The organism is Enterococcus sp. DIV2453a, from assembly GCF_050533535.1.
GTDB lineage: Bacteria > Bacillota > Bacilli > Lactobacillales > Enterococcaceae > Enterococcus > Enterococcus faecalis.
The window spans coordinates 2,589,126-2,613,111 of record NZ_CP172899.1 but is presented as its reverse complement, the minus strand read 5'-3'; the positions used below and the strand labels follow the sequence as shown (position 1 = coordinate 2,613,111).

Annotated in this window: 26 protein-coding genes; 24 read left to right on the top strand and 2 right to left on the bottom strand. The window is 40.7% G+C overall.

What is annotated here, in order from left to right; all coding sequences use genetic code 11:
* The first annotated feature begins 309 nt into the window (after positions 1–309).
* From gnd to IGK03_RS12600, 13 genes are all read left to right on the top strand, one after another.
* The gene (gnd, locus tag IGK03_RS12660; RefSeq protein ID WP_002378821.1) at positions 310–1,245 is read left to right on the top strand and encodes a phosphogluconate dehydrogenase (NAD(+)-dependent, decarboxylating); all 936 of its coding nucleotides are present in this window, start codon (positions 310–312) and stop codon (positions 1,243–1,245) included.
* A 12-nt stretch (positions 1,246–1,257) separates the two neighbouring features.
* Entirely contained in the window at positions 1,258–2,259 is a 1,002-nt protein-coding gene (locus IGK03_RS12655; RefSeq protein WP_049095415.1) for a D-isomer specific 2-hydroxyacid dehydrogenase family protein, read from the top strand.
* A 14-nt stretch (positions 2,260–2,273) separates the two neighbouring features.
* Entirely contained in the window at positions 2,274–3,377 is a 1,104-nt protein-coding gene (locus tag IGK03_RS12650; protein WP_002401114.1) for an iron-containing alcohol dehydrogenase family protein, read from the top strand.
* A 12-nt stretch (positions 3,378–3,389) separates the two neighbouring features.
* Positions 3,390–4,226, top strand: a complete 837-nt coding sequence (locus IGK03_RS12645) for a PTS mannose/fructose/sorbose/N-acetylgalactosamine transporter subunit IIC (RefSeq protein ID WP_002354902.1) — start codon at positions 3,390–3,392, stop codon at positions 4,224–4,226.
* Positions 4,227–4,246: 20 nt separating this feature from the next.
* Positions 4,247–5,119, top strand: a complete 873-nt coding sequence (locus IGK03_RS12640; RefSeq protein WP_002354903.1) for a PTS system mannose/fructose/sorbose family transporter subunit IID — start codon at positions 4,247–4,249, stop codon at positions 5,117–5,119.
* A 21-nt stretch (positions 5,120–5,140) separates the two neighbouring features.
* Complete coding sequence (locus IGK03_RS12635) at positions 5,141–5,647, top strand: PTS system mannose/fructose/N-acetylgalactosamine-transporter subunit IIB (RefSeq protein WP_002354904.1); 507 nt, start codon at positions 5,141–5,143, stop codon at positions 5,645–5,647.
* 77 nt (positions 5,648–5,724) lie between these two features.
* Complete coding sequence (locus tag IGK03_RS12630) at positions 5,725–6,177, top strand: PTS sugar transporter subunit IIA (RefSeq protein ID WP_002381074.1); 453 nt, start codon at positions 5,725–5,727, stop codon at positions 6,175–6,177.
* A gap of 23 nt (positions 6,178–6,200) precedes the next feature.
* Positions 6,201–7,274 (top strand): mannonate dehydratase, encoded by a 1,074-nt coding sequence (gene uxuA, locus IGK03_RS12625; protein WP_002388613.1) that lies wholly within the window; start codon positions 6,201–6,203, stop codon positions 7,272–7,274.
* Between the two features lie 4 nt (positions 7,275–7,278).
* Positions 7,279–7,932, top strand: a complete 654-nt coding sequence (locus tag IGK03_RS12620) for a bifunctional 4-hydroxy-2-oxoglutarate aldolase/2-dehydro-3-deoxy-phosphogluconate aldolase (RefSeq protein WP_002354907.1) — start codon at positions 7,279–7,281, stop codon at positions 7,930–7,932.
* 166 nt (positions 7,933–8,098) lie between these two features.
* Positions 8,099–8,569, top strand: coding sequence for an ASCH domain-containing protein (locus IGK03_RS12615; protein WP_010713713.1), 471 nt, complete (start codon positions 8,099–8,101; stop codon positions 8,567–8,569).
* A 176-nt stretch (positions 8,570–8,745) separates the two neighbouring features.
* On the top strand, positions 8,746–8,964 hold the full coding sequence (locus IGK03_RS12610; RefSeq protein ID WP_002381076.1) for a YdbC family protein: 219 nt from the start codon (positions 8,746–8,748) through the stop codon (positions 8,962–8,964).
* Between the two features lie 16 nt (positions 8,965–8,980).
* Entirely contained in the window at positions 8,981–9,865 is an 885-nt protein-coding gene (locus IGK03_RS12605) for a YicC/YloC family endoribonuclease (protein ID WP_010707001.1), read from the top strand.
* A 55-nt stretch (positions 9,866–9,920) separates the two neighbouring features.
* Entirely contained in the window at positions 9,921–10,226 is a 306-nt protein-coding gene (locus IGK03_RS12600; RefSeq protein ID WP_002383233.1) for a hypothetical protein, read from the top strand.
* Between the two features lie 44 nt (positions 10,227–10,270).
* Here IGK03_RS12600 and IGK03_RS12595 read toward each other — a convergent pair whose 3' ends face one another.
* On the bottom strand, positions 10,271–11,752 hold the full coding sequence (locus IGK03_RS12595) for a DUF1958 domain-containing protein (RefSeq protein WP_002386255.1): 1,482 nt from the start codon (positions 11,750–11,752) through the stop codon (positions 10,271–10,273).
* Positions 11,753–11,974: 222 nt separating this feature from the next.
* Between IGK03_RS12595 and gmk the strand changes: the two genes are divergently transcribed.
* The 11 genes from gmk (at position 11,975) to IGK03_RS12540 (ending at position 23,688) form a co-directional block, all read left to right on the top strand.
* The gene (gmk, locus tag IGK03_RS12590) at positions 11,975–12,589 is read left to right on the top strand and encodes a guanylate kinase (RefSeq protein WP_002354915.1); all 615 of its coding nucleotides are present in this window, start codon (positions 11,975–11,977) and stop codon (positions 12,587–12,589) included.
* Positions 12,590–12,593: 4 nt separating this feature from the next.
* Positions 12,594–12,896 (top strand): DNA-directed RNA polymerase subunit omega, encoded by a 303-nt coding sequence (gene rpoZ / locus IGK03_RS12585; RefSeq protein WP_002354916.1) that lies wholly within the window; start codon positions 12,594–12,596, stop codon positions 12,894–12,896.
* A gap of 154 nt (positions 12,897–13,050) precedes the next feature.
* Positions 13,051–15,483 (top strand): primosomal protein N', encoded by a 2,433-nt coding sequence (gene priA, locus IGK03_RS12580; RefSeq protein ID WP_049095409.1) that lies wholly within the window; start codon positions 13,051–13,053, stop codon positions 15,481–15,483.
* 26 nt (positions 15,484–15,509) lie between these two features.
* Entirely contained in the window at positions 15,510–16,004 is a 495-nt protein-coding gene (gene def / locus IGK03_RS12575; RefSeq protein ID WP_002371656.1) for a peptide deformylase, read from the top strand.
* Positions 15,997–16,938 (top strand): methionyl-tRNA formyltransferase, encoded by a 942-nt coding sequence (gene fmt, locus IGK03_RS12570; protein WP_002383238.1) that lies wholly within the window; start codon positions 15,997–15,999, stop codon positions 16,936–16,938. The genes def and fmt overlap by 8 nt, the downstream gene beginning before the upstream one ends.
* Before the next feature lie 5 nt (positions 16,939–16,943).
* Positions 16,944–18,323 (top strand): 16S rRNA (cytosine(967)-C(5))-methyltransferase RsmB, encoded by a 1,380-nt coding sequence (gene rsmB / locus IGK03_RS12565; RefSeq protein ID WP_010707003.1) that lies wholly within the window; start codon positions 16,944–16,946, stop codon positions 18,321–18,323.
* A 1-nt stretch (position 18,324) separates the two neighbouring features.
* Positions 18,325–19,074, top strand: coding sequence for a Stp1/IreP family PP2C-type Ser/Thr phosphatase (locus IGK03_RS12560; protein ID WP_002354922.1), 750 nt, complete (start codon positions 18,325–18,327; stop codon positions 19,072–19,074).
* Positions 19,071–21,227, top strand: coding sequence for a serine/threonine protein kinase IreK (gene ireK / locus IGK03_RS12555; RefSeq protein ID WP_010824012.1), 2,157 nt, complete (start codon positions 19,071–19,073; stop codon positions 21,225–21,227). Before IGK03_RS12560 ends, ireK begins: the two co-directional genes overlap by 4 nt.
* A gap of 249 nt (positions 21,228–21,476) precedes the next feature.
* A complete protein-coding gene (rsgA, locus tag IGK03_RS12550) occupies positions 21,477–22,370 on the top strand; it encodes a ribosome small subunit-dependent GTPase A (RefSeq protein ID WP_002359046.1) in 894 nt (297 codons plus the stop codon).
* A 23-nt stretch (positions 22,371–22,393) separates the two neighbouring features.
* Complete coding sequence (gene rpe, locus IGK03_RS12545; protein ID WP_002354925.1) at positions 22,394–23,047, top strand: ribulose-phosphate 3-epimerase; 654 nt, start codon at positions 22,394–22,396, stop codon at positions 23,045–23,047.
* Positions 23,044–23,688, top strand: a complete 645-nt coding sequence (locus IGK03_RS12540; protein WP_202334923.1) for a thiamine diphosphokinase — start codon at positions 23,044–23,046, stop codon at positions 23,686–23,688. The genes rpe and IGK03_RS12540 overlap by 4 nt, the downstream gene beginning before the upstream one ends.
* A 102-nt stretch (positions 23,689–23,790) precedes the next feature.
* Here IGK03_RS12540 and rpmB read toward each other — a convergent pair whose 3' ends face one another.
* Complete coding sequence (rpmB, locus tag IGK03_RS12535) at positions 23,791–23,979, bottom strand: 50S ribosomal protein L28 (RefSeq protein ID WP_002354928.1); 189 nt, start codon at positions 23,977–23,979, stop codon at positions 23,791–23,793.
* Between the last annotated feature and the right edge of the window lie 7 nt (positions 23,980–23,986).

The window sequence follows — 23,986 nt, the reverse complement described above, 5'->3', positions numbered from 1 at the left end:
TGATTATAGTGGAAAAAGAGGACAAATACAATTTCTCTTTTTCTCTACAAAAAAGAAATTCTTTAAAAAAAGCCAAAAAAAATAAATAATCTTTTTTCTGAAAAATGAAGGGGTCTTGAAAAGACTTCTCTCAACTAAAGAAAGTAGCCAGTAAAAAGAACGTGATACCAAGAGATTTACTTGTGTTTTTTGTATGAAAGCTCCTTAAAAATAAAAACGTTTTACCTTTTGAGTAGGCAAGATTTTTGCTAAAAAATAAAAAATATTTTTTAATTAGTGTAATCGTTTACATTATTTTTTTTATCCTTTATGATTGAAGTATCAAAAGAGGCAGGTGAAAGAAAAATGGACATTGGCTTTATTGGACTTGGGAAAATGGGTTTGAACATGGCATTAAATGTTCACGAACAAGGCTGGCCCATTATTGGCTTTGATGTGACAAAGGAAGCAAGAGCGACTGCTAGAGAACAGGGTCTTTCCGTTGTAGATTCGTTGTCAGAATTATTGAAAGCGCTTAATAAAAGGAAGGTGATTTTTTTAAGTACCCCCGCTGGTCAGATTACCAATCAATTAGTGGCAGAATTGGTAGAGCAATTAGCACCAGAGGATATCATTGTGGATAGTGGCAATTCAAATTTTCATGATAGTGTCGCGAATGCTCAGCTTGCTAAGGAAAAAGGAATTTATTTTATTGATTGTGGTACTTCTGGTGGCATCAAAGGAGCGCGGGAAGGAGCGTGTTTAATGGTTGGCGGTGCGCCTGAAGCTGTCAAGGTGTTAACCCCATTTTTTGAAGATTTAGCTTGTGAACAAGGGTATCTTTATGCTGGAAAATCAGGAGCTGGTCACTATTTGAAAATGGTGCATAACGGGATTGAGTACGTCATGATGCAAGCCATGGGCGAAGGATTCAATTTATTAGAAGCTGCTGAATATGATTTTGCGTTGGAGAAAGTAGCCGATGTGTGGAATCACGGCTCGATTATTGAAGCTCGCTTGATGGGCTTAGCGAAAGAGGTTTTTGCGGAAAATCCTACGTTAGCCAATTTAGAAGGGAAAGTTGCAGCAAATGGCGAAGCCAAATGGATGATTGAAGAAGCATTGCGTTTGGAGATGCCCGTCCCAACGACAGCGTTGTCCTTATTTACTCGAAATGAAAGTATGCTAGCAAATCATTTTTCAAACAAAGTGGTCGCTTCTTTGCGACAAGGATTTGGCGGGCATGAAGTCGTAAAAAGTCAGTAAAGGAGTTTAGTCATGTTAAAAAAACAAAAAATTGCCATAGTGAATTCCAGTAGTTTTGGTCAAATTTTTCCTGAACACTTGACGCGCTTAGAAAAAATAGGCACCGTGAAGCATTTTACAGTCGACAGTGAAATTGGTGGCAAAGAGTTAGCGGAATGTTTACAAGGATATACGATTATTATTGCTAGCGTGACGCCATTTTTCACGAAAGAATTTTTTGAACATAAAGATGAATTATTGCTGATTTCTCGCCACGGCATTGGGTATAACAACATCGATTTAGACGCTGCAAAACAGCATGACACAATTGTTTCCATCATCCCAGCTTTAGTAGAACGAGATGCCGTGGCGGAAAACAATGTCACAAATTTGCTAGCTGTTTTACGGCAAACCGTGGCTGCAGATGCCAGCGTTAAAGCAGATCAATGGGAAAAACGAGCGAATTTTGTCGGTCGGACGTTATTTAACAAAACTGTGGGTGTCATTGGTGTTGGGAACACAGGAAGTTGTGTCGTTGAGACGTTACGAAACGGATTTCGCTGTGACGTGTTAGCGTATGATCCCTATAAATCCGCCACTTATCTGCAAAGTTATGGAGCCAAAAAAGTAGACTTAGATACGTTGCTAGCTTCAGCTGACATCATTTGTTTATGTGCCAATTTAACTGAAGAAAGTTATCACATGATTGGCTCGGCGGAAATTGCCAAGATGAAAGACGGCGTCTATCTTTCCAATAGCGCACGAGGCGCCTTGATTGATGAAGAAGCCATGATTGCCGGCTTAGAATCGGGCAAAATTGCTGGGCTTGGGACAGATGTTTTAGAAGAGGAACCAGGTCGGAAAAATCATCCTTATCTTGCGTTTGAAAATGTAGTAATGACGCCGCACACCTCCGCTTATACCATGGAATGCCTGCAAGCGATGGGAGAAAAATGCGTGCAAGATGTGGAAGACGTGGTGCAAGGTATTTTACCTCAACGGGCAGTGCAAGAAGTCAGTCGTTACGTTAGTTAAGAAGGAGGAGGAGCATGTTAACTGATTTAAAAGTGAAAGTTGGACCGCAATTTTATCGTTACCACGAAGGCGCCTTAGCTTCGGTGCCGTCACTTTTCAAGGAATATCACGCCCAACGAATTTTGGTGGTGCATGGCACCGTATCCTTTGAAAAAGCTCAGCCATTTTTGCCCTTCTTGGCAGATTCAGAGTATCAATTCTTCTATCACACTTACACAGGAGAATGTAGTTATTTTGGCGCCGAACAAATTTCACAGCAAATAAAGGAACACCAGATTGACTTTCTTCTGGGAGTCGGCGGCGGTAAGTTAGCCGATTTAGTGGGCTACAGCGCCCATTTAAACAATCTGAATTTTGGCTTGGTCCCTACTTTGGCTAGTAACTGTGCGCCGTGGACACCATTAGCTGTGATGTATCAAGAAAATGGTGCGGCCGAAGGCAAAACGGAACATTTCTTTCGCCAAGCTGCGTTTTTAATCACTGATCCTAAGTTGCTTCTGGATGCACCCCGTGATTATTTTGTCGCTGGTTTAGCTGATACGTTAGCGAAATGGTATGAATCAGAGACCATTTTACGCCAAGCCCATTTGCAAGGGGAACCCTTTTTACAATTAGCGGGAGCGACCGCCAAGCTTTCGCAAGAAGCGATTATGCGGGACTCAAAAGCAGCCTTAGCAGCGATGGACGAGGGCAAACTCACGCCTGAATTTGTCCATCTTTCAGAAATTGTTTTCGCCGTTTCCGGATTAGTCGGCGGCTTCGGTGACAAATACGCCCGCAATGCAGCAGCACACGCCATGCATGATGCTATGAGTAAATTTTTACCAAAAAGTCATGACTATTTACATGGCGAAAAAGTAGCTTACGGCATCTTCTATCAATTAGCATTGGAAAAAAGGTGGGCCATCATAGACGCATTAATCCCTTTTTATCAAGAGCTAAACTTGCCCATGTCGTTACGACAAATGGGCCTTTACCCAGAAGAAGCAGTACTCGATGCAATGGTTCAATTTATTGATTCAAAAGAAAAGGTTCATTTAATTCCTATTGAGATTTCGGAAGAACGTTTACGTCAAGGGATTGAAGAGCTAGAAAAGTATATCCAAAACCAAGGATAAGAAGGAGGAACTATGGAAACGTTAAGTGTTTTACAAAGTTTGATAATGGCGCTTTGGGTGGCAGCAATTATGTCCAGATGGCTTGGAGGAGGAGCAACGTTAACGTTGCGTTTCTCGCCCTTAATGACAGGGTTAGTAGCAGGTTTAGTAATGGGCGATGTCCCGAAAGCGATGATCGTCACCGCAGCATTACAAATGATTTACATGGGTGTTTTTTCACCAGGTGGCTCTATGCCAGCAGAACCATCAATTGCGGCAGCGATTGCTGTGCCAGTTGCGTTGCTAGGGAATTTGAAGCCGGAAGCGGCTATCGCCGTAGCGGTTCCTGTCGGTCTTTTAGGAAGTTATTTATATCAATTCCGTTTCTTTATTAACACGTTTTTAGGGAAGTATACCGATCGTGCGGTGGCTGAACTAAATTCTAAAAAAATTGCCCGCTCAATTATCTGGTATCCAACGATTGCCTCATTTATTTTATTCGTTCCATTAGTCTTTTTTGCTCTTTATTTAGGGGCACCAGTCATTGCCGATATTATTAAAGCATTAGAAGGAACCGTTGTGATTCACGTGTTAGAAGTAGTAGGTGGTGGTTTAGCCGCAATTGGGATTGCGACAACGGTCTATGTCATTGGTCGAAAAGATTTCTTGGTTTTCTTTTTCCTTGCATACTTCATGAGTATCGTCTTTAAGTCATTGGAAATTACCATGGTAACGTATGCCATCTTTGGCGTAATTATTGCGTTAATTTTTGTGCAAGTCCAAAAAGGCAAACCTGTAGCAGAAAGTGCTGGTTCCGCCAGTGCCACCACTGATTTTGATGATGATGACGATTACGATGACGGGTTTTAAAAGAAAAAGGAGGAACTGAAATGACGGAAACAACAGAAAAAGTCGTGCCGAAAACAACGAATTTAGCACCAGAAGAAATTACCAATAAAGATGTTACAAAAGCCTATCTCCGTTGGCATTTTGCCAATGAAATTCCCCATTCCTTTGAACGTTACTTGGCGCCTTCGTTATTGTACGCAATGATGCCACTTTTAAAGAAATTATATAAAGACGATGAACAATTAAAAGCCGCTTATATGCGTCAACTGCTGTTTTTCAATACGCAATTAAGTTGGGGCGGCGGGGTCATTACTGGGCTGATGGCTTCCATGGAACAAGAGCGGGCCAAAGAAGAACATGAAGGCCGCGAAATCATGATGCAAGATGATTTAATGTATAACACCAAAGCTGGATTGATGGGCGCGTTAGCTGGGATTGGTGATGCGATTGACTCAGGCACGGTTCAATATATTTTTATTGCGATTGCGGTGCCGTGGGCGCAACAAGGTAGCGCATTAGGTGCGATTTTCCCATTTGTGGCGTTTGCCCTTTATCAAGTACTGTTAGGCGTGTTCTTTGCGAGACAATCCTTCAAAATGGGGCGGAATGCCACAGGTTTAATGCAAAGTGCTGGGATTCAAAAAGCCATTGAAATGTTATCTGTTTTAGGGTTGTTCATGATGGGGATTTTAGCTGGTAATTATGTCAAAGTTTCTTCAACTCTTCAATTTAAACTTTCTGGCCGTGAGTTTGTGGTCCAAGATATCCTTGATCAGATTGTCCCAGGACTCTTGCCGCTAGCTGTCGTAATGGGCGTGTATTGGTTCTATACGAAAAAAGGCTTGAAAGTTACGCAAGCATTATTGTGGTTAACAGGTATTTTAATTGTCTTAGCAACAGTCGGTATTTTATAAAAAGAAAAGGACGTGAATCAGATGGGCGTAGTAAATTTAGCAAGAGTAGATGAACGATTAATTCATGGACAAGTGATGGTGACCTTGTCCCAAAAAAGTGGTGTTAATTCCATTTTCGTTGTCGATGAAGTGGTGGCAAAGGATAAATTTATGCGTGATTTATACAAAAGTGCAGGCAGTCGGACAGGACAAAAAACCATTGTCATTACGCCGGAAAAAGCCAAATTTTATTGGGATGAATACCAATTCAAAGAGTACAACTGTATTTTAATCGCTAAAACCGTCTCTGTAATTTATGACTTAGTAAAACACGGAGTCCCTATGAAGGAGTTAAACATCGGCGGTATTGCACAGAAGAATCCAGAAAAAGATTTATTAGTAACCAAATCAGTTTATTTAAACAAAGAAGATGCCGAAAAATTAAAAGAACTACATGAGGTGTATGGCGTAGAAGATATTTATTTCCAAGCAACGCCTTCTGCACCAAAAACTAGTTTAAAAGAGGTTTTAGGCAAATTTAATTTATAAAAAAGGCCAGTCGCTTGAGTCATTGCATGACTGTTTGAAGTAATGACTCAAGCCACTGAATTGAAGGAGGAACTTTTATGTTAGGGATTGTGATTGCTACACACGGTGCACTAAGTGACGGTGCGAAAGACGCAGCTACCGTGATTATGGGCACAACCGAAAATATCGAAACTGTTAATCTAAATAGTGGAGACGATGTCCAAGCACTAGGCGGACAAATTAAAACAGCGATTGAGAACGTCCAACAAGGGGATGGCGTGTTGGTCATGGTTGACTTATTAAGTGCGAGTCCTTACAATCAGGCAGTTTTAGTGATTAACGAACTCGAACCAGCACTACAAAAGAAAATCTTTGTGGTGAGTGGTACCAACCTACCAATGGTCTTAGAAGCGATAAACCATCAATTATTGGGCACACCGATTGCTGAAGCGGCGCAAGCAATTGTTGCGCAAGGCAAAGAAAGTGTGCAAGCATGGGATATTTCTATGACTTCCTTTGAGGATGAAGAGGATGAGGACGATGATTTTTAAGAATGTAGTAAAGGGTGAAAGCAATGAAATGGGGATTTAGATGGTACGGAGCGGCAGGCGATGCCATTCCGTTAAAACATATTCGACAGATTCCAGGAATTACTGGCGTTGTCGGTACCTTGTTAAATAAACTACCAGGTGATGTTTGGACAGTAGCCGAAATTCAGGCACTTAAACAATCGGTGGAACAAGAAGGATTAGCACTTTTAGGAATTGAAAGTGTCGCTATTCATGACGCCATTAAAGCGGGGACGGATCAACGAGACCACTATATTGATAATTATCGCCAGACGTTGCGTAACTTGGGGAAATGCGGAATTTCCTTAGTGTGCTATAGTTTCAAGCCTATTTTTGGTTGGGCTAAAACGGACTTGGCGTATGAGAATGAAGATGGCAGCTTATCGTTGTTATTTGATCAAGCTGTGGTAGAGAACATGCAGCCAGAAGACATGTATCAATTAATTCACAGTCAGTCAAAAGGATTCCGGTTACCAGGTTGGGAAGAGGAGCGTTTGCAACAATTTCAAGAATTGAAAGCCATGTATGCCGGCGTAACAGAAGAAGATTTGGTCGAAAATTTGCGCTACTTTTTAGAACGTGTGATTCCTGTCTGTGAAGAAGAAAATATCAAAATGGGGATTCACCCCGATGATCCACCTTGGGAAATTTTTGGTTTGCCAAGAATCACTAAAAATTTAGCGGATTTAAAACGGATCCTTTCCTTGGTGGACTCACCAGCAAATGGGATTACATTTTGTACAGGTTCCCTCGGTGCGGACCCGACGAATGATTTGCCTACTATGATTCGTGAAATAGGTCACAGAATTAATTTTGTTCATTTCCGCAATGTGAAGTATTTAGGCGAGCATCGTTTTGAAGAAACGGCGCATCCGAGTGTCGCTGGTTCGTTAGATATGGCGGAATTAATGCAAGCACTGGTAGACGTAGGGTATGAAGGCGTTATTCGCCCTGACCATGGGCGGGCAATTTGGGATGAAAAAGCGATGCCTGGTTATGGTTTATATGATCGAGCAATGGGGTTGACCTATATTCAAGGACTGTACGAAGCAACCAAAGCCAAACAAAATAGGAAGTGACAGAATGGAAACAAAAGTTGAAAAAAATCAACTGTATCAACAATTAGCGACATGCAAACTTTTACCACTATACACTGCAACAGATTTACGCTATTTGCCACAAGTAGAATCAGTCTTAGTAGAAAACGAATTACCGTTTATTGAAGTCACTTTTCGGAGTCAGCTGGCCTTGCCTGCCATCAAACAACTTGCTGCTTCAGGGAATTTAATTGTGGGTGCAGGAACTGTTAGAACCTTGAAAGAAGCCCAAGAGGCAGTAGCGAACGGTGCACAGTTCATTGTTTCACCAGCGATTGTTCCAGAAGTCATTGATTTTTGTCTGGCAAATGAGGTGCCTATTTTTCCAGGAACAGCTACGCCTGGGGAGATTCAGCGAGCGCTGGCGTATGGCTTACGAGTGGTTAAATTTTTCCCAGCCGATATTTATGGCGGGTTAAAAGCCATTAAAAGTTTAAGCGGTCCGTTTTATGATGTTCAATTTTTACCAACTGGTGGGATTGATGAAACAAACTTTATAGAGTATGTGGAAGCAAAAGAAGTATTAGCAGTGGGCGGCTCCTTTATTTTATCAGAAAAGATGCTTCAAGAAGATGAAGCCTCGGCACGCCAGCATGTTCAATCTTTACTCACGAAAATCAAAGAACGACAAGCAAAATAAAAAGATGGGCTAAGTTTTGTTACTTAGTCCTCTTTTTTTCTGTCCAAATACTACTGACATTATTTTAGTTTTCATTTTGTAAAAATAGTATAGGAGAAAAGCAATCAGTTATGTATAATTAGTGAAAGAAGGTTGCGTGAAGTAAAAATAAAAAGGAGAGCAAAGGATGTTAAAAAATGTAGAAGTGTTTTGGCAAAACTTTTTAGATAAACATGAATTAGATATGTTGATGCCCGATGTGTGGATGTTTGGTGATGGCTCTTCTGAGATGGGTAATCGTTTGGGTCAATTGGTTGTTTCTGGTCGTAAGACAGCGACATGTTCTTCTTTAGATATTTATAAAATGGAAGAAGAACAACTCCCTAAAGCTGGTCAATACGACATAATTTTAGATGGTCAGTCTCAACCTCTGGCTATTATTCGAACAACCAAAGTTGAAATTATGCCCATGAATAAGGTCTCAGAATCTTTTGCGCAAGCGGAAGGTGAAGGAGATTTGACGTTGGATTATTGGTATGAAGAGCATGCGCGGTTCTTTAAAGAAGAACTGTCCCCCTATCAGTTACAATTTTATCCCGACATGTTATTAGTTTGCCAAAGTTTTGAAGTGGTGGATCTTTATACAGAAAAAGAATAGACAGAGAAGCGGTGACTGACACGATTGAAACGAGCAGTTGTCGCTTTTTTTTACTGATTTTTTGAAAAAGTTGCGTATGTTTATATAGACAGGGTGATAGAAAAAAGATGTGTATTTTAAGTGTCGAGGAAAAGATGGTACAATAACCTAAGGAATACTAACAAGGAGTGAATGTTATGAAAGAAGAATTTTCATATGAAATTTTAGAAGAAGTCGCTGTGTTATCTGAGAATGCTCGTGGCTGGCGTAAAGAATTGAATTTAATTAGTTGGAATGGTCGTCCACCAAAATTTGATTTGCGTGAGTGGGCCCCTGATCACGAAAAAATGGGTAAAGGCATCACCTTAACCAACGAAGAATTTGCTGAATTAAGCAAAACAATTAAATCCATGTAAAAGGAGCACCCTGTCAATGAAAAGTATGACTGGATTTGGAAAAAAGACCATTCAAAATGAAAATTATCAATTGGATATCGAAGTCAAAAGTGTTAATCAGCGGTTTTTAGATATTCAATTGCGTATGCCAAAGGAACTGAATGCCTATGAACTGGTGATTCGGCAAGTAATCAAACGCACGTTAAAACGTGGGCGTGTGGAAGTCTATGTAAATCTCCAAAAAATCGGCAACAATCAAAAAGAAGTGCGCGTGCAGTGGGACTTAATTGATCAATTATTAACTTCGGTAGATCAACATTTAAAGGAAAACTATCCGGAAGCAACGTTTGATGCAGGGAGCACGGTCAACCATTTATTAAAGCAAAATGATTTTGTCGAAATAGTGGAAGCAGAAATTGCTGATCAGACATTTGAACCATTTCTTGTTCAAGCATTTGAAGCAGCCATCGCTAGTCTTGACCAAAGCCGTGTGCAAGAAGGAACGCAAATTAAACAAGTCCTGCTTGACTATGTAGCAGTGTTGACCCAATCAATTCAAGAGCTGCAAGCGTTTGTGGGTGTTTTTGAACAAGAATACCGTCAACGTTTTGAAGCGAAATTAAACGAATGGTTAGGGAGCCAAGTGGATGAAACACGCTTATTAACAGAAATGGCCATTTTATTGGAAAAAGGCGATATTCATGAAGAATTGGATCGTTTGGATATCCATATTGATAAGTTGCATCAGTTGCTTGACGAAACAGAACCAGTGGGCCGAGAACTAGATTTCTTAATTCAAGAAATGAACCGTGAAGTCAATACGATTGGTTCGAAATCAAGTCCAATTGAAATAAAAAATAGTGTCGTTCAAATGAAAACAACCTTAGAAAAGATTCGGGAACAAATTCAAAATGTCGAATAGAGAAAATGGTTTCGTGTTTTTCCAGAAAACGCTATAATATAGAAGTAACGAATAAATGACAGAGGTGAAAGCAATGACTAAATTTTATGATGTAACCTTTCAAGAATTAAGTGGTCGTTCTGTGGTAAAAACAGAAGTCGCTTCAGACAGAGAACCATTTGACGTCTGGCAAGATGCTTGTGCAAGCTATTCTGAAACAGAATTAAATATCCAAATTAACGAAGACACGTTTGTTACTTTGAATCGTCACTTTGTTGTTCGCATTGACGTGAAAGAAGTTGACGGCCCTGTCGACAAACAAGTTCGTCGTCGCGATGAATTGATGAACGTGGTCAATACGCTTTCTAATATGGGCTTATAAAAAATGCCACCAAGCATTTCACGCTTGGTGGTATTTTTTTTTAATTAGAATAAAAGAAACAAGCCAACGGCGCATAGGAAAGAAAGAACTGCGGCACTTAAAAAGATTGTCCGCATGGATGCAGTTTTACTGCTTTCTTTGCCGTGTTTTTTCTGACGTTCTAAACGTTTTTGAAGCTGACGGGTAATTACTGAGAAAATCAGCCCGAAAAGGACTAAAACACTTGTGGCAATCGATTTGGGAATAAAATGATTCGGTTCTGCAACGGTGGTATCCCCAGAATGTTCGTTTGATTCTTCCGCAGCTTCAGCTGTTGTTTGTTTTGGCTTAACTTCTTGGTAAGCCACTTTAGGCGCTTGAACAGTACTATTTAACAATGTCAAAGGCGTGTCGACTTGCACCTGTCCTGCTACTAATTTAAAAGTAGGCTGACTGCCTTTGGGAACGACACCGTATAAATCGTTAGCCAAAGTGACTTTTTTGTGATCAATGGTTTGTGGTCCTTTGTCTAAAAGTTTTTTGCGTTCGTATGTCGTATAGGCATAGTCCAGCAAAGCATTACCAGCCACATGCCGTTCGTATTCACCATCTTGGTTTTGCCAATTACCAACGCCTAAAATGACTTCAATTAAACGGAAATCTCCTTGTTTGACAGTCGCAATATAGTTAAAGCCGCCTGTTGGACTAGAGCCTGTTTTTAAACCATCCACGCCTTGATAACCATACTTAGCGCCTGGTAAAGAATAATTGTACGCTTCAAACGTTTCCTCGTAAGGCGTGCCGACCATTGTTTTCACCACTGGTTTATTGGTGATTTCTAAAATTTCTGGATAATTTTTCAGAAAATGATAGGTTAGTGAAGCTAAATCTCTAGCTGTAGAGACGTTATCGCCATTTGGGTCAATTCCTTGCATTTGATACAGGCCGTTAAAGGCACTTGCTTGCGCCCCACTGCAGTTGTAATAGGTAGTATTTGTCATCCCTAATTCAGCCGCTTTTTGATTCATTAAATGAACAAAGTCAGTAGGCTGGTTCCCTGAAATTAAGTTTGCCAACATGAGAGTCGCCACATTAGAAGAGGGGACAGCAATCATTTTTAACAGTTCACGGACTGGATAAGCAACACCTAACGTAATTTTGTTATTACTAATGGCATATATTTTAGAAATATCGACATCTTTTTGCGTAGCAGTCACAGTCGTATCCATTGTAAATTTTCCTTGCTCCATTGCTTCAAAGGCCAAATACATGGTCATCACTTTGGCAATACTGGCAGGATTCCACGCTAAATCTGGTTGCTGCGACCAGAGAATTTCTCCAGAATCAGCATCAACAACGATGGCTGCTTTGGGAATGCCATCCGCTTTCAGAGTCGTCCCCATTTTTTTAGCAATCGCGGTAATATCTTCTTCTGCATGAGTCACAGTAGGTTGGGCAAAAAAGGCCCCACAACTGACAACTAAGCCTAGCAGAAACAATGTAAATGGTTTAATTCGTGCGATGTTTCTCAGTCCTTTCTTATTCACGTTTTTTCATCCTAAAGGAGTCATCACTTCATTTTACTTAAAAAATGGCTGCCTGTATAGGAATTCTAGGTAATTTGTTTAAAAAAAGAACAAGTTATGAAAGCCAAATTAAAGAAGAAATGTTATTTTTTCAGTGAATCTCCAAGAAAGTCTTGAAAATTGCAGAAAAAAAGTGCAAAATAGAACTAATACTGTGAAATTATGTTTTGAAAGGAAGTCGTTATGTCAGAGCGCGGGTTATTAATCGTATTGTCAGGTCCTTCAGGAGTGGGGAAAGGGACTGTAAGAAAGGCTATTTTCGACAGTGAAGAAAATGATTTTCAATATTCAATCTCAATGACCACTCGGAAACAGCGAGAAGGCGAAGTGGATGGAGTAGATTACTATTTCCGTTCAAGAGAAGAATTTGAAGCGATGATTGAAGCTGGAGAAATGTTGGAATATGCGGAATATGTTGGTAACTATTATGGGACACCATTAACGTATGTTAACCAGACGCTAGATGAAGGCAAAGACGTCTTTTTAGAAATCGAAGTCCAAGGGGCTAAACAAGTCAAAGACAAAGTGCCTGATGGCGTATTTATCTTTTTGACACCCCCCGATTTAGCGGAATTAAAATCAAGAATTATTGGCCGCGGAACAGACGAAATGTCTGTGATTGAAGAACGAATGGCTGTGGCCAGAGAAGAAATCGAAATGATGGCGCTGTATGATTATGCGGTAGTGAATGATGAAGTTCCTTTAGCCGTGCAACGAATTAAAGACATTATCGCGAGTGAGCACTTCCGTGTTGACCGTGTAATTGGAAAATATATTAAAATGTTAGAGGAGATGTAGCCTTATGATGTTAAAACCGTCAATTGACTCATTATTAAAAGAAGTCCCTTCAAAATATTCTTTGGTTATTTTAGCAAGCAAACGTGCGCATGAATTAGATGAAGGCGTTCAACCAACCGTTGAATCCTTTGATTCTGTAAAAAGTGTGGGTCGTGCGTTAGAAGAAATCGAAGCAGGAACAGTGATCAGTGATCCAAATCCTGAAGAAAAACGTGAACGTCTACGCATTGAACGTGAAGAACGCAAACGCCAACGTGAACAAGAACAAAAAGAATTAGAAAACCGTTTACGTGACGAAAAAAATTAATTGAATGATTGTCAACGAATGGAGAAAGCCGTCTGTCTATTTCAGAGGCTTTCTCTTCGTTTATTCTGAAAGGTGCCAACGAGACACACAAGACAAATCAGTCAATCTTTAGTACAATAGGCAAAGAGAATTTACATAAAAAGGAGGATGCACCATGCAAAAAGTAGCCAAAGTTATTGTGGATGTACCAACGATGCAAACCGATCAACCATTCACTTATTTAGTTCCTGAAAATTTAAATGAGCAATTGGCTGTCGGCATGCGTGTAGAAGTGCCTTTTGGTAACGGTAATCGGCATGTTCAAGGGTTTGTTTTAGCCATTGAACCAATAGCTGCAACGGTTCTTGACGAAACCAATGTTCAGTTGAAAGAACTAGTGGCGGTGTTGGATTTAAAACCTGTTTTAAATACAGAAATGTTGGCTTTAGCTGATTATATGAAGGAAAAAACGTTTGCTTTTAAAATCACTTGTTTGCAAACCATGTTGCCTAGCGTAATGCGTGCCGATTACCAAAAATATATTTATTTAACGGATGAGCTTTCTGAAGAATTACAAGATCAGTTATTTTATGGTTTAGAGGAAATTTCGTGGGACCAAGCGCAAGAACGTGGGCTTTTGCCTCAACTAATGGCGTTGCGTAAACAGCAAAAAGTCGATATTCGCTACGAAGTTACGACGAGAAATAAAGTCAAAATGGTCCGCTTCATTCAAGCCGCTAAGGAATTTGAACAATTAGAGGAAATTCGTTTGGGTTTACGCAAGGGAGCTAAGAAGAAAGAGCAACTTCTTTACTATTTACAACGCTTAGGCACTGAAAAAGTCACCGCTGTGAAGGAAATGAAAGAATTAGGTTTCAGTACCGCGCTTTTAAATGAAGCGGCCAAAAACGGCTGGTTAACGTTCATTGAAAAAGAAGCGTATCGTGATCCGTTTGCTAATCAGACGTTTGAAAAAACGACTGCGTTATCTTTGAATGCAGAACAACAGGTGGCTGTGGAAACAATCTTACAATCGGTCCAAGAACAGCAAAGCCAAACCTACTTATTGGAAGGTATTACAGGAAGCGGGAAAACAGAAGTTTATCTACAGGTCATTGCAGAAGTTCTTAACCAAGGCAAAACAGCCATTATGCTTGTCCCTGAAATTTCTTTAACTCCGCAAATGGTGCAACGCTTTAAAAGTCGCTTTGGCGAACATGTTGCTGTAATGCACAGTGGCTTATCGCAAGGTGAAAAATACGACGAGTGGCGGAAGATTGAACGAGGAGAAGCGGAAGTGGTGGTTGGCGCGCGTTCTGCCATTTTTGCGCCAATCGAAAACATCGGTGTGATCATTATTGATGAAGAACACGAGGCAAGTTATAAACAAGAAGAAACCCCCCGCTACCACGCGAGAGATTTAGCGATTTGGCGTTCGGAGTACCATCATTGCCCTGTTGTTTTAGGTAGTGCCACGCCGTCCTTGGAATCACGCGCTCGCGCACAAAAAAATGTTTATCAGCGGTTACGATTAACACAGCGTGCCAATCAAGCGGCAACTTTGCCTACGATTGATGTAGTGGATATGCGGCAAGAAGTAGAAAATGGCAATGTCTCTTCTTTTTCCATGTCGTTGCAAGAAAAACTCCAAGAACGCTTAGAGAAAAACGAACAAAGTGTTCTCCTACTTAATCGCCGTGGATATTCGTCATTTGTGATGTGTCGCGATTGTGGCTATGTGTTGCCGTGTCCGAATTGTGATATTTCCTTAACTTTGCATATGGATAGTAAAACAATGAAATGTCATTATTGTGGACATGAAGAACGGATTCCTTATCGCTGTCCTAACTGTGGCCAAGATAAAATTCGCTACTACGGAACAGGCACACAAAAAGTAGAAGAAGAATTACAAACGTTGTTACCAGACAGTCGTATTCTCCGAATGGATGTTGATACGACCCGTCGCAAAGGTGCGCATGAAAAGATTTTGCGAACATTTGGTGAAGGACAAGCGGATATTTTATTAGGCACACAAATGATTGCCAAAGGACTGGACTTTCCAAATGTGACGTTAGTCGGTGTCTTAAATGCTGATACCGCCTTGAATTTACCCGATTTTCGTTCCAGTGAACGGACCTTCCAATTATTGACACAGGTCAGCGGTCGCGCTGGTCGCGCTGAAAAACCGGGGGAAGTCATCATTCAATCTTTTAACCCCGAGCATTATGCGATACAATTGGCAAAAGCCCAAGATTATGAAGATTTTTATACAAAAGAAATGTATATCCGTCATCGTGGGGATTATCCACCGTACTATTTTACGGTCCAAATTACGGCTAGCCATCCTGAAGAAAATGAAGCAGCGAAACAAATGTTTCAAATCGCGACGAAATTAAAACAAGGCTTATCGCCGCAAGCTATTTTGTTGGGACCAACGCCTAACGCAATTATGCGTGTCAATAATCGATACTTTTATCAAGTGATTATCAAGTATAAACAAGAACCAATGCTTCAACCATTATTGAAAGAAATTTTAACCGATACACAACGAGCAACGGCTCGTGGCTTAAAGCTTTCCATTGATGCAGAACCCATGAATTTTATTTAAAAAATACAGCTTTGAAAGGAGCACTTATGCGCTATCCAGTTGTGATTCACCCGAACGAACACTTAAAAATGAAGGCTCAACCTGTGACGATTATTACCGATGAAATTGTGCAGTTACTAGAGGATATGTATGAAACAATGCTGGCCCATGATGGGATTGGCTTAGCAGCCCCGCAAATTGGTAAAAATTTGCAAATGGCAGTGATTGAAATCGATGAAGAATCTGGTCGTTTTGAACTAATTAATCCTGTGATTATTGAAAAAAAAGGAACCAGTATTGATGTGGAAGGCTGTTTAAGTATTCCAGAAACATATGGAACCGTTGAACGAGCAGATGAAGTGACTGTCCGTTATTTTGACCGTGAAGGTGAAGAAATGGAAGTTACGGCTTACGGCTATTTAGCTCGAGCTTTTCAACACGAAATTGATCATTTGAATGGCGAGTTATTTATCGACAAAATGATTGAGAAAATTGCACCAGAAGATTTAGAAGCGTATATGGAGGAACATTTTGATGACTAAAATTGTATTTATGGGCACACCAGCCTTTTCGGTTCCGATTTTAGAAAGTTTAATCGAGGCAGGCTATGACGTTCAAGCGGTTGTCACGCAACCAGATCGACCAGTTGGCCGAAAAAAAGTGATTACCCCAACGCCTGTCAAAGAAGCAGCTTTAAAACATAACTTATTAGTCTTACAACCAGAGAAAATTTCAGGTTCTCCTGAAATGGAAAAAGTGATTGACTTAGCACCAGATGTAATTGTGACAGCAGCCTTTGGACAATTTTTACCAGAGAAAATTTTAAAAGCGCCCAAACTAGGTGCGATTAATGTCCATGCCTCACTTTTACCAAAATATCGTGGCGGCGCACCTGTACATTACTCGATTATTGAAGGAGAAAAAGAAACAGGCGTCACGATTATGGAAATGGTGAAAAAAATGGATGCTGGCGCGATTTTATCGCAACGTGCAATTCCGATTACGAAACAAGATGATGTAGGCACCATGTTTGAAAAATTAAGCATTCTAGGAAAAGAACTTTTATTAGAGACGTTACCTAAGCTAATTGCTGGCGAAATTACGCCTATTCCACAAGTGGAAGAAGAGGCTACTTTTTCACCCAATATTACTCGAGAACAAGAACGAATTGACTGGCAAAAAACTGCTGAGGCAATTGATAACCAAGTGCGTGGTATGCGTCCTTGGCCAACAGCGTTCACAACCTATCAAGGGACCAACTGGAAAATTTGGGCAGTGACACCACTGACTGAAACAACAACCAGCGCCCCAGGAACGATTATCCAACGTAGTAAAAAAGCGCTATGGATTGCTTGTGGCGAAGGGACAGTTCTTCAAATTGATCGCCTGCAACCAGCAGGTAAAGGTCAATTAACGATTCAAGAATTTTTAAATGGCGTTGGTCAAAATGTCGCAGAAAAAGATAAGGTGGACTAACAAAAATGGCTGAAAAAATCCCCAAGAAATTAAAACGTTCTGTTCGATACGTTGCTTTAGAAACCATCGAACGTGTGGATAAAGGTGGGGCGTACTCCAATCTTTTACTTAATGAAATGATGACAAAATCAGAACTAAGCGAGAAAGATGGCCGCTTGTTTACAGAACTTGTCTACGGCACAATTAGTCGCAAATTATTGTTGGAATACTACTTAACACCATTTGTTAAGAAACCGCAAAAAGTCGATAATTGGGTGAAAAATTTATTGATTTTATCGTTATATCAATTACTTTATTTAGATAAAGTGCCTGATCATGCAGTCATTAATGAAGCGGTTGAAATTGGCAAACGTCGTGGCAATCCTGGGATTGGTAAATTCGTGAATGGCGTGCTGCGGGCGTTCCAACGAAATGGAGCACCTAGTTTGGCCGCAATTAGCGATCCAGTTGATCGTTTAGCAACGGAAATTAGCATGCCACGTTGGTTAACAGAAAAATTACTTGCCCAATTAGGCGAAGAAGAAACACGGCAGTTGGGTTTGTCATTATTTGAAAAAAGCCATGCGAGTGGCCGAGTAAACACACGGTTTATTTCACGAGAAGAAGCGCTGGAAGAATTACAAGAAACAGGGATTGCCGCGAAGGAAAGTCAACTTTCCCCTTATGGTGTTGTCGCTGAAAAAGGCTACTTAGCTGGCAGTGAACTGTTTATTAACGGTTGTTTAACCATTCAAGATGAAAGCTCTATGCTCGTGGCTCCAGCGATGCAAATTGAACCGCATCATCGTGTCTTGGATGCTTGTGCGGCTCCTGGTGGCAAAACGACTCATATCGCAACTTTTTTAGAGGCTGAAGCAGGTGGTCGTGTGACTTCTTTAGATATTCATGCGCACAAAATTAAGCTAATTAATGAAAATGCGCAACGCCTCCATGTGGCGGAAGTCGTCCAAGCAGAAAAGCTTGATGCGCGACAAGTGGCCGAAGAATTTCCCGCAGAAACCTTTGATCGGATTTTAGTTGATGCACCATGTTCAGGCTTAGGGCTAATGCGCCGTAAACCAGACATTAAATACCATAAAACGGCCAATGATTTTCAAAATTTACCTAAAATTCAGTTAGAAATCTTAGAAAGTGTTGCCCCAACACTAAAACAATGGGGTATAATGGTCTATAGCACTTGTACTATTACGCCAGAAGAAAATCAGGAAGTAGTGGCAGCCTTTTTAGCCAAACACCCTGAATTTGAAAAAATTGAAATTGTTGCAAATGAAAACGTCCAAGCAGTAGTAAAAGAGCAAGAACTGGTTCTGTATCCCCATCAATACATGACAGATGGCTTCTTTATTTGCTGTATGCGGAAAGTTAGTTCAAATGAGGTGAAATAATTTGGAAATCAACGTTCAATCAGATGTCGGTCGCAAAAGAAATACGAACCAAGATTATGCCAACGTTTTTGAGAACCAACAACACATAACCTTTGCTGTTTTAGCAGATGGCATGGGTGGTCACCAAGCAGGTGATGTCGCTAGCCAAATGGCAGTCAATAATTTAGGTGAGAGTTGGTCCAATGCGTCTGTCGACTCAGCTGAAAAATCTGCACAGTGGTTAATTCAAGCAATTCAAAAGGAAAATGAAAAAATTTATGAACGCGGACAATCGAAACCAGAGTATTTAGGAATGGGGACAACCGTGGTTGGTGCCATTCTTTTACCGGATTCATTTGTCTTAGCAAATGTGGGGGATAGTCGTGCTTATTTAGTTCGTGACCAACACATGTTACAATTAACAGAAGATCATTCTTTAGTGAATGAACTAGTAAAATCAGGGGAGATTACTCGTGAGATGGCTGCAAATCATCCACGAAAAAATGTCCTAACACGTTCTTTGGGAATGCCTGGCACTGTCGAAGTCGATGTAACCAATCATGAATGGCTGCCTAATGACTATTTACTGTTATGTTCGGACGGTTTAACCAATATGGTTCCTGAGACAAAAATTTTAGAAATTTTAGAGACGTCAGATCCCTTAGAATCCAAATTAAGCCAACTCGTTGCCCAAGCAAATGAAGCGGGTGGTTTAGATAACATTACCGTGTTAGTGATACACTTTGACGAACAGAAGGAGGAAAACCAATGATAGAAATCGGCAAGAAGCTGAATGGTCGATATCACATTATTGGCAGCATCGGAAGCGGCGGCATGGCCAACGTCTATTTAGCACACGATTTAATTTTAGACCGAGACGTTGCAGTAAAAGTCTTGCGCTTTGACTTCCAAAACGATCAAGCCGCCATCCGACGTTTTCAGCGTGAAGCACTAGCCGCAACTGAGCTGGTTCACCCGAATATCGTCAGTGTGTACGATGTAGGCGAAGAAGATGGACTACAATATTTAGTCATGGAATATGTGAAAGGAATGGACTTAAAACGTTACATCCAAACGCATTTCCCAATCCCTTATTCCACAGTTGTGGACATTACGCAACAAATTTTATCTGCTGTCGCAATGGCACATGAACATAGAATTATTCACCGGGATTTAAAACCGCAAAACATTCTGATTGACGAACACGGCACAGTCAAAATTACTGACTTTGGGATTGCGATTGCTTTGTCAGAAACGTCAATTACGCAAACGAACACAATGTTAGGTTCGGTGCATTACTTATCGCCAGAACAAGCGCGCGGAAGCATGGCGACTAACCAATCAGATATTTACGCTGTGGGAATTATTCTCTATGAAATGTTAACGGGGAATGTACCGTTTGATGGTGAATCAGCCGTAACGATTGCCTTAAAACATTTTCAAGAAGAAATTCCTTCTGTCAAAATGTTTGATCCAGGGATTCCTCAATCATTGGAAAATGTGGTTCGTCACGCAACCGCAAAAGACCCAAGCGATCGCTACAAAACAGCGAATGAGATGGCAGAAGACTTATACACGTCCTTGTCAGCCAGTCGTTTAAACGAACCTGCGTGGGAACCAACGGCTTTATTAGGAGAAACGAAAGTATTAACTCCGATTCCCGAAGACATCGCTGAACCGGAAGAGACAACGCCTGTCGAAGTTCCAGAAGATATCGCAGATGACATTTTAGCTGAACAACCACCGAAGAAAAACCGCAAAAAATTGTGGATTGGCTTAGCAATTGCGGCATTAATTGCTTTAGCAATAGGTGGCTTAGCCTTTGCAATGTCGGGCGGTAAAGACGTTGAAGTTCCTGATGTTACAAATGAAACGAAAGCGGCCGCTTCACAAGCGCTACAAAGTGCCGGGCTGAAAGTCGATAGTGAAACCAAAAAAATTCCCGACGATAAGATTGAAGAAGGCAAGGTGGTCAAAACAGACCCCGAAGCAAAATCATCTGTGAAAAAAGGCCGATCTGTTACTTTATATATCAGCTCTGGAACAGAAAAAATTGAGATGGCCGATTATACAAAGGAATCGTATGAATCTGCTGTCGAAGCCTTGAAAAAACTAGGGTTTTCAGAAGACCAAATTACAACGAAAAAAGAATACAGTGATTCTGTGTCTACAGATAACATTATTAAACAAAAACCAGCTGCAGGTAAAAAAGTTGATCCGAAAAAAGACAACGTCACTTTAACGGTCAGTGAAGGACCAGAAGCGGTTACTTTGCCTAGTTACGCCGGTTATTCTTACACAAATGCAGTAAATGCACTGGCACAATTAGGTATTTCTGAATCTCAAATTACGCGTGTCGACCAAGCAAGCGATACGGTAGAACCAGGTTTAGTCATTACGCAAGACCCCGCACCAGGGGGCACCGTAGTACCTAAAAATGGTCAAGTGACATTATATGTAAGTAAAGGTAGCGACAAAGTGACACTTTCTGATTATAGCGGAATTTCTTATGATAATGCGGTAAGTCGCTTAATTGCTTTAGGTATCCCAGAATCTCAAATAAAACGAGTGGACGAAGAAAGCGACAAAGTTGAAAAAGATACCGTGATTAGTCAAGAACCAGCTTCTGGTACCGCTGTTGATCCGAAAAATGACACGATTACTTTACATGTCAGCAAAGGCAGCGACTCAGTAACTGTTCCCGATATTTCAGGTTATTCGCCAAAAGCTGCAGAAGACAGCATCAATAACGCTGGCCTTAAAATCAATGAACAAGGATTATCTGGCTCTGGCGATGGCCAAGTCGTTGAACGAACTAGCCCATCCGCTGGCAGCAAAGTCAAAAAAGGCGACGCTGTTACAGTTTATTATTCAAAAGCAAATGATTCAAAAAGCACCACTAGTGAAAGTAGTACGAGTAATTAAGACAAGAGGTTGGGACAGGAGTGTTTAGCTTCAAGAAATAAGAAGAAATTTCCGAAAGATGCTTTTCGTCTTTCGAGGAATTTCGGCTTATTTCTGAAGAAGCTGCTCCTGTCCCGCCGTTTATCTTAAGATTTAAGTCTAGGAAGGTAAGTCATTTCGACTTATGTCCTAGGCTCTTTTTAATTAATAGAATCGAGAGGCTCCCTTGATTTCTCTGCCACTATCCTGTATATTCGAAAGTAGTTAGGAGTGGTTTATCTGAAAGGTCAAATCAGAAAAGCGTTAAGCGGTTTTTATTATGTATACGCAGATGGAGAAACATATCAAACAAGAGCGCGAGGGAATTTTCGTAATCGAAAAATTACGCCACTCGTGGGAGATGAAGTACTTTTTGAAAGCGATAATTTAACAGATGGTTATGTGTTGGAAATTTTACCAAGACGAAATGAATTAGTGCGCCCGCCTGTTGCAAATGTGGATCTAGGCGTGGTTGTCATGAGTATGGTTTCGCCAAATTTTTCGTTTAATTTGTTGGATCGTTTCTTAGTCAGCTTAGAGTATAAGGATATAGAACCAGTTATTTATTTAACGAAAGTTGATCTATTAGATGAGCCGCAACGTCAAGAAGTCACTGAAATTAAACAGATTTATGAAGCGTTAGGTTATGCGGTAATCGCTTCGGAAGACGTAGAAGCCACCAAAGAATTAGAACGCTTTTTCCCAGAACGGTTGACTGTTTTTATGGGACAATCAGGCGCTGGAAAATCAACATTGTTGAATCAAATTTCACCAGAATTACAACTAGCAACTGCGGAAATTTCCCAATCTTTAGGACGGGGCAAACATACGACCCGTCACGTGGAGTTGATTCCGTTATACGACGGTTTGGTTGCTGATACACCAGGATTTAGTGCCATCGATTTCTTGGAGATGGAAGCAGTGGAATTACCAAAGCAATTTCCTGAATTTGTTGCCGCAGCCTCTCACTGTAAGTTTCGTGAATGTATGCACCACAAAGAACCTGGCTGTGAAGTGAAACGCCAAGTGGAAGCGGGAACCATTGCGACGAGTCGTTACGAAAATTATTTACAGTTTTTAATGGAAATCGAGAATCGACGACCTGTTTATAAGAAAAAATCATAGCAAATATAAAGGGAGCGAGCCAAATGAAACTAGCACCATCCATTTTAAGTGCCGATTTTGCCAATTTAGAAAGAGATATCCGTTTAGTAGAAGAATTAGGAGCAGATTATATTCATGTTGATGTCATGGACGGTCAATTTGTGCCCAACATTACCTTAGGACCGAATATCGTTTCAGCGATTCGTCCAGTGACAAAACTACCATTGGATGTTCATTTGATGATTGTACAACCTGAAAATTATATCAATGCTTTTGCGGAAGCTGGTGCGGATATTATTACTGTCCATCAAGAAGCAACACCCCATATTCATCGTGCCTTACAAATGATTAAAAATGCGGGTGTGAAAGCTGGCGTAACCATCAATCCTGGGACACCACTTTCGATGATTGAAAATGTATTAGACTTAGCAGACCAAGTCTTGGTAATGACTGTCAATCCAGGCTTTGGCGGACAATCATTTATTGAAAACTCACTAGAAAAAATTGCTCAATTAAAAGAATGGAAAGAAACAAAAGGATACACCTATGAAATTGAAGTCGATGGCGGGATTGTTCCTGAAACTGCCGCACGCTGCAAAGAAGCTGGTGCGGAAGTGTTTGTTGCAGGCTCCTACATTTATAATGCTGAAAATCCTCAAGAACGAATCGATGCACTGAGAGCAGTGCTAGACAAATGAGTCGTGTCTTACTGGTAGCTGGCGGTGAGCCAAGTGATTGGCCAACCATTGAACCATCTACGTATGATTATTTCGTAGGTATTGATCGCGGCTGTCTCCATTTATTAGAGGCCGATTTACCGTTACAATTAGCAGTGGGCGATTTTGATTCATTATCACGAGAAGAATACCATTTTGTCCAAGAAACTGCCGAAACACTCATCCAAGCACCTGCTGAAAAAGATGATACAGATACACAATTAGCGCTTCAAGAAGCTTTACAACGATTTCCACAAGCAGAGATGACGATTATCGGTGCGACAGGGGGCAGAATTGACCACCTGTTAGCCAATCTTTGGTTACCCTTTGAACCACGATTTCAAGGCGTACTTCGCCAAATCCGTCTATGCGATCGTCAAAATAGCATCCAGTATTACGCCCCTGGTTCGTATATCGTACCAAAAGAGCCAGATAAAGAATATCTGGCCTACTGCTGTTTGACGCCTGTAGAAAACTTGACGCTACGACGCAGTAAATATTTATTAACCAATCAAGATGTTCCTTACCCAACATCGTATGCAAGTAATGAATTTATCGAAGAAGCCGCTGCTTTTTCCTTCGATGCAGGGATGATTGCGGTTATTCAAAGTAAAGATAAGTAAAAAGAGGTTGGACCTTCAGCAAAGTGATGAAGGTCCAACCTCTTTTTTTATGCAATAAAAAAAGCCGAACAACGAACGTCCAGCTTTGCTTATTTAAGTTTATTAAACACGTTCGATTTTACCAGATTTCAAAGCACGAGTTGACACCCAAACTTTTTTAGGTTTACCATCGATTAATACGCGAACTTTTTGTAAGTTAGGTTTCACAGTGCGTTTTGTTGAGTTCATCGCATGTGAACGGTTATTACCACTTGAAGTCTTACGACCAGTGAAGTAACATACTTTTGCCATTTTAAGT

Excerpts from the sequence above, each read along its gene's own strand:
- gnd (WP_002378821.1), top strand. The coding sequence starts at position 310 with ATGATTGAAGTATCAAAAGAGGCAGGTGAAAGAAAAATGGACATTGGC.
- IGK03_RS12655 (WP_049095415.1), top strand. The coding sequence starts at position 1,258 with ATGTTAAAAAAACAAAAAATTGCCATAGTGAATTCCAGTAGTTTTGGT.
- IGK03_RS12650 (WP_002401114.1), top strand. The coding sequence starts at position 2,274 with ATGTTAACTGATTTAAAAGTGAAAGTTGGACCGCAATTTTATCGTTAC.
- IGK03_RS12645 (WP_002354902.1), top strand. The coding sequence starts at position 3,390 with ATGGAAACGTTAAGTGTTTTACAAAGTTTGATAATGGCGCTTTGGGTG.
- IGK03_RS12640 (WP_002354903.1), top strand. The coding sequence starts at position 4,247 with ATGACGGAAACAACAGAAAAAGTCGTGCCGAAAACAACGAATTTAGCA.
- IGK03_RS12635 (WP_002354904.1), top strand. The coding sequence starts at position 5,141 with ATGGGCGTAGTAAATTTAGCAAGAGTAGATGAACGATTAATTCATGGA.
- IGK03_RS12630 (WP_002381074.1), top strand. The coding sequence starts at position 5,725 with ATGTTAGGGATTGTGATTGCTACACACGGTGCACTAAGTGACGGTGCG.
- uxuA (WP_002388613.1), top strand. The coding sequence starts at position 6,201 with ATGAAATGGGGATTTAGATGGTACGGAGCGGCAGGCGATGCCATTCCG.
- IGK03_RS12620 (WP_002354907.1), top strand. The coding sequence starts at position 7,279 with ATGGAAACAAAAGTTGAAAAAAATCAACTGTATCAACAATTAGCGACA.
- IGK03_RS12615 (WP_010713713.1), top strand. The coding sequence starts at position 8,099 with ATGTTAAAAAATGTAGAAGTGTTTTGGCAAAACTTTTTAGATAAACAT.
- IGK03_RS12610 (WP_002381076.1), top strand. The coding sequence starts at position 8,746 with ATGAAAGAAGAATTTTCATATGAAATTTTAGAAGAAGTCGCTGTGTTA.
- IGK03_RS12605 (WP_010707001.1), top strand. The coding sequence starts at position 8,981 with ATGAAAAGTATGACTGGATTTGGAAAAAAGACCATTCAAAATGAAAAT.
- IGK03_RS12600 (WP_002383233.1), top strand. The coding sequence starts at position 9,921 with ATGACAGAGGTGAAAGCAATGACTAAATTTTATGATGTAACCTTTCAA.
- gmk (WP_002354915.1), top strand. The coding sequence starts at position 11,975 with ATGTCAGAGCGCGGGTTATTAATCGTATTGTCAGGTCCTTCAGGAGTG.
- rpoZ (WP_002354916.1), top strand. The coding sequence starts at position 12,594 with ATGATGTTAAAACCGTCAATTGACTCATTATTAAAAGAAGTCCCTTCA.
- priA (WP_049095409.1), top strand. The coding sequence starts at position 13,051 with ATGCAAAAAGTAGCCAAAGTTATTGTGGATGTACCAACGATGCAAACC.
- def (WP_002371656.1), top strand. The coding sequence starts at position 15,510 with ATGCGCTATCCAGTTGTGATTCACCCGAACGAACACTTAAAAATGAAG.
- fmt (WP_002383238.1), top strand. The coding sequence starts at position 15,997 with ATGACTAAAATTGTATTTATGGGCACACCAGCCTTTTCGGTTCCGATT.
- rsmB (WP_010707003.1), top strand. The coding sequence starts at position 16,944 with ATGGCTGAAAAAATCCCCAAGAAATTAAAACGTTCTGTTCGATACGTT.
- ireK (WP_010824012.1), top strand. The coding sequence starts at position 19,071 with ATGATAGAAATCGGCAAGAAGCTGAATGGTCGATATCACATTATTGGC.
- rpe (WP_002354925.1), top strand. The coding sequence starts at position 22,394 with ATGAAACTAGCACCATCCATTTTAAGTGCCGATTTTGCCAATTTAGAA.
- IGK03_RS12540 (WP_202334923.1), top strand. The coding sequence starts at position 23,044 with ATGAGTCGTGTCTTACTGGTAGCTGGCGGTGAGCCAAGTGATTGGCCA.
- rpmB (WP_002354928.1), bottom strand. The coding sequence starts at position 23,979 with ATGGCAAAAGTATGTTACTTCACTGGTCGTAAGACTTCAAGTGGTAAT.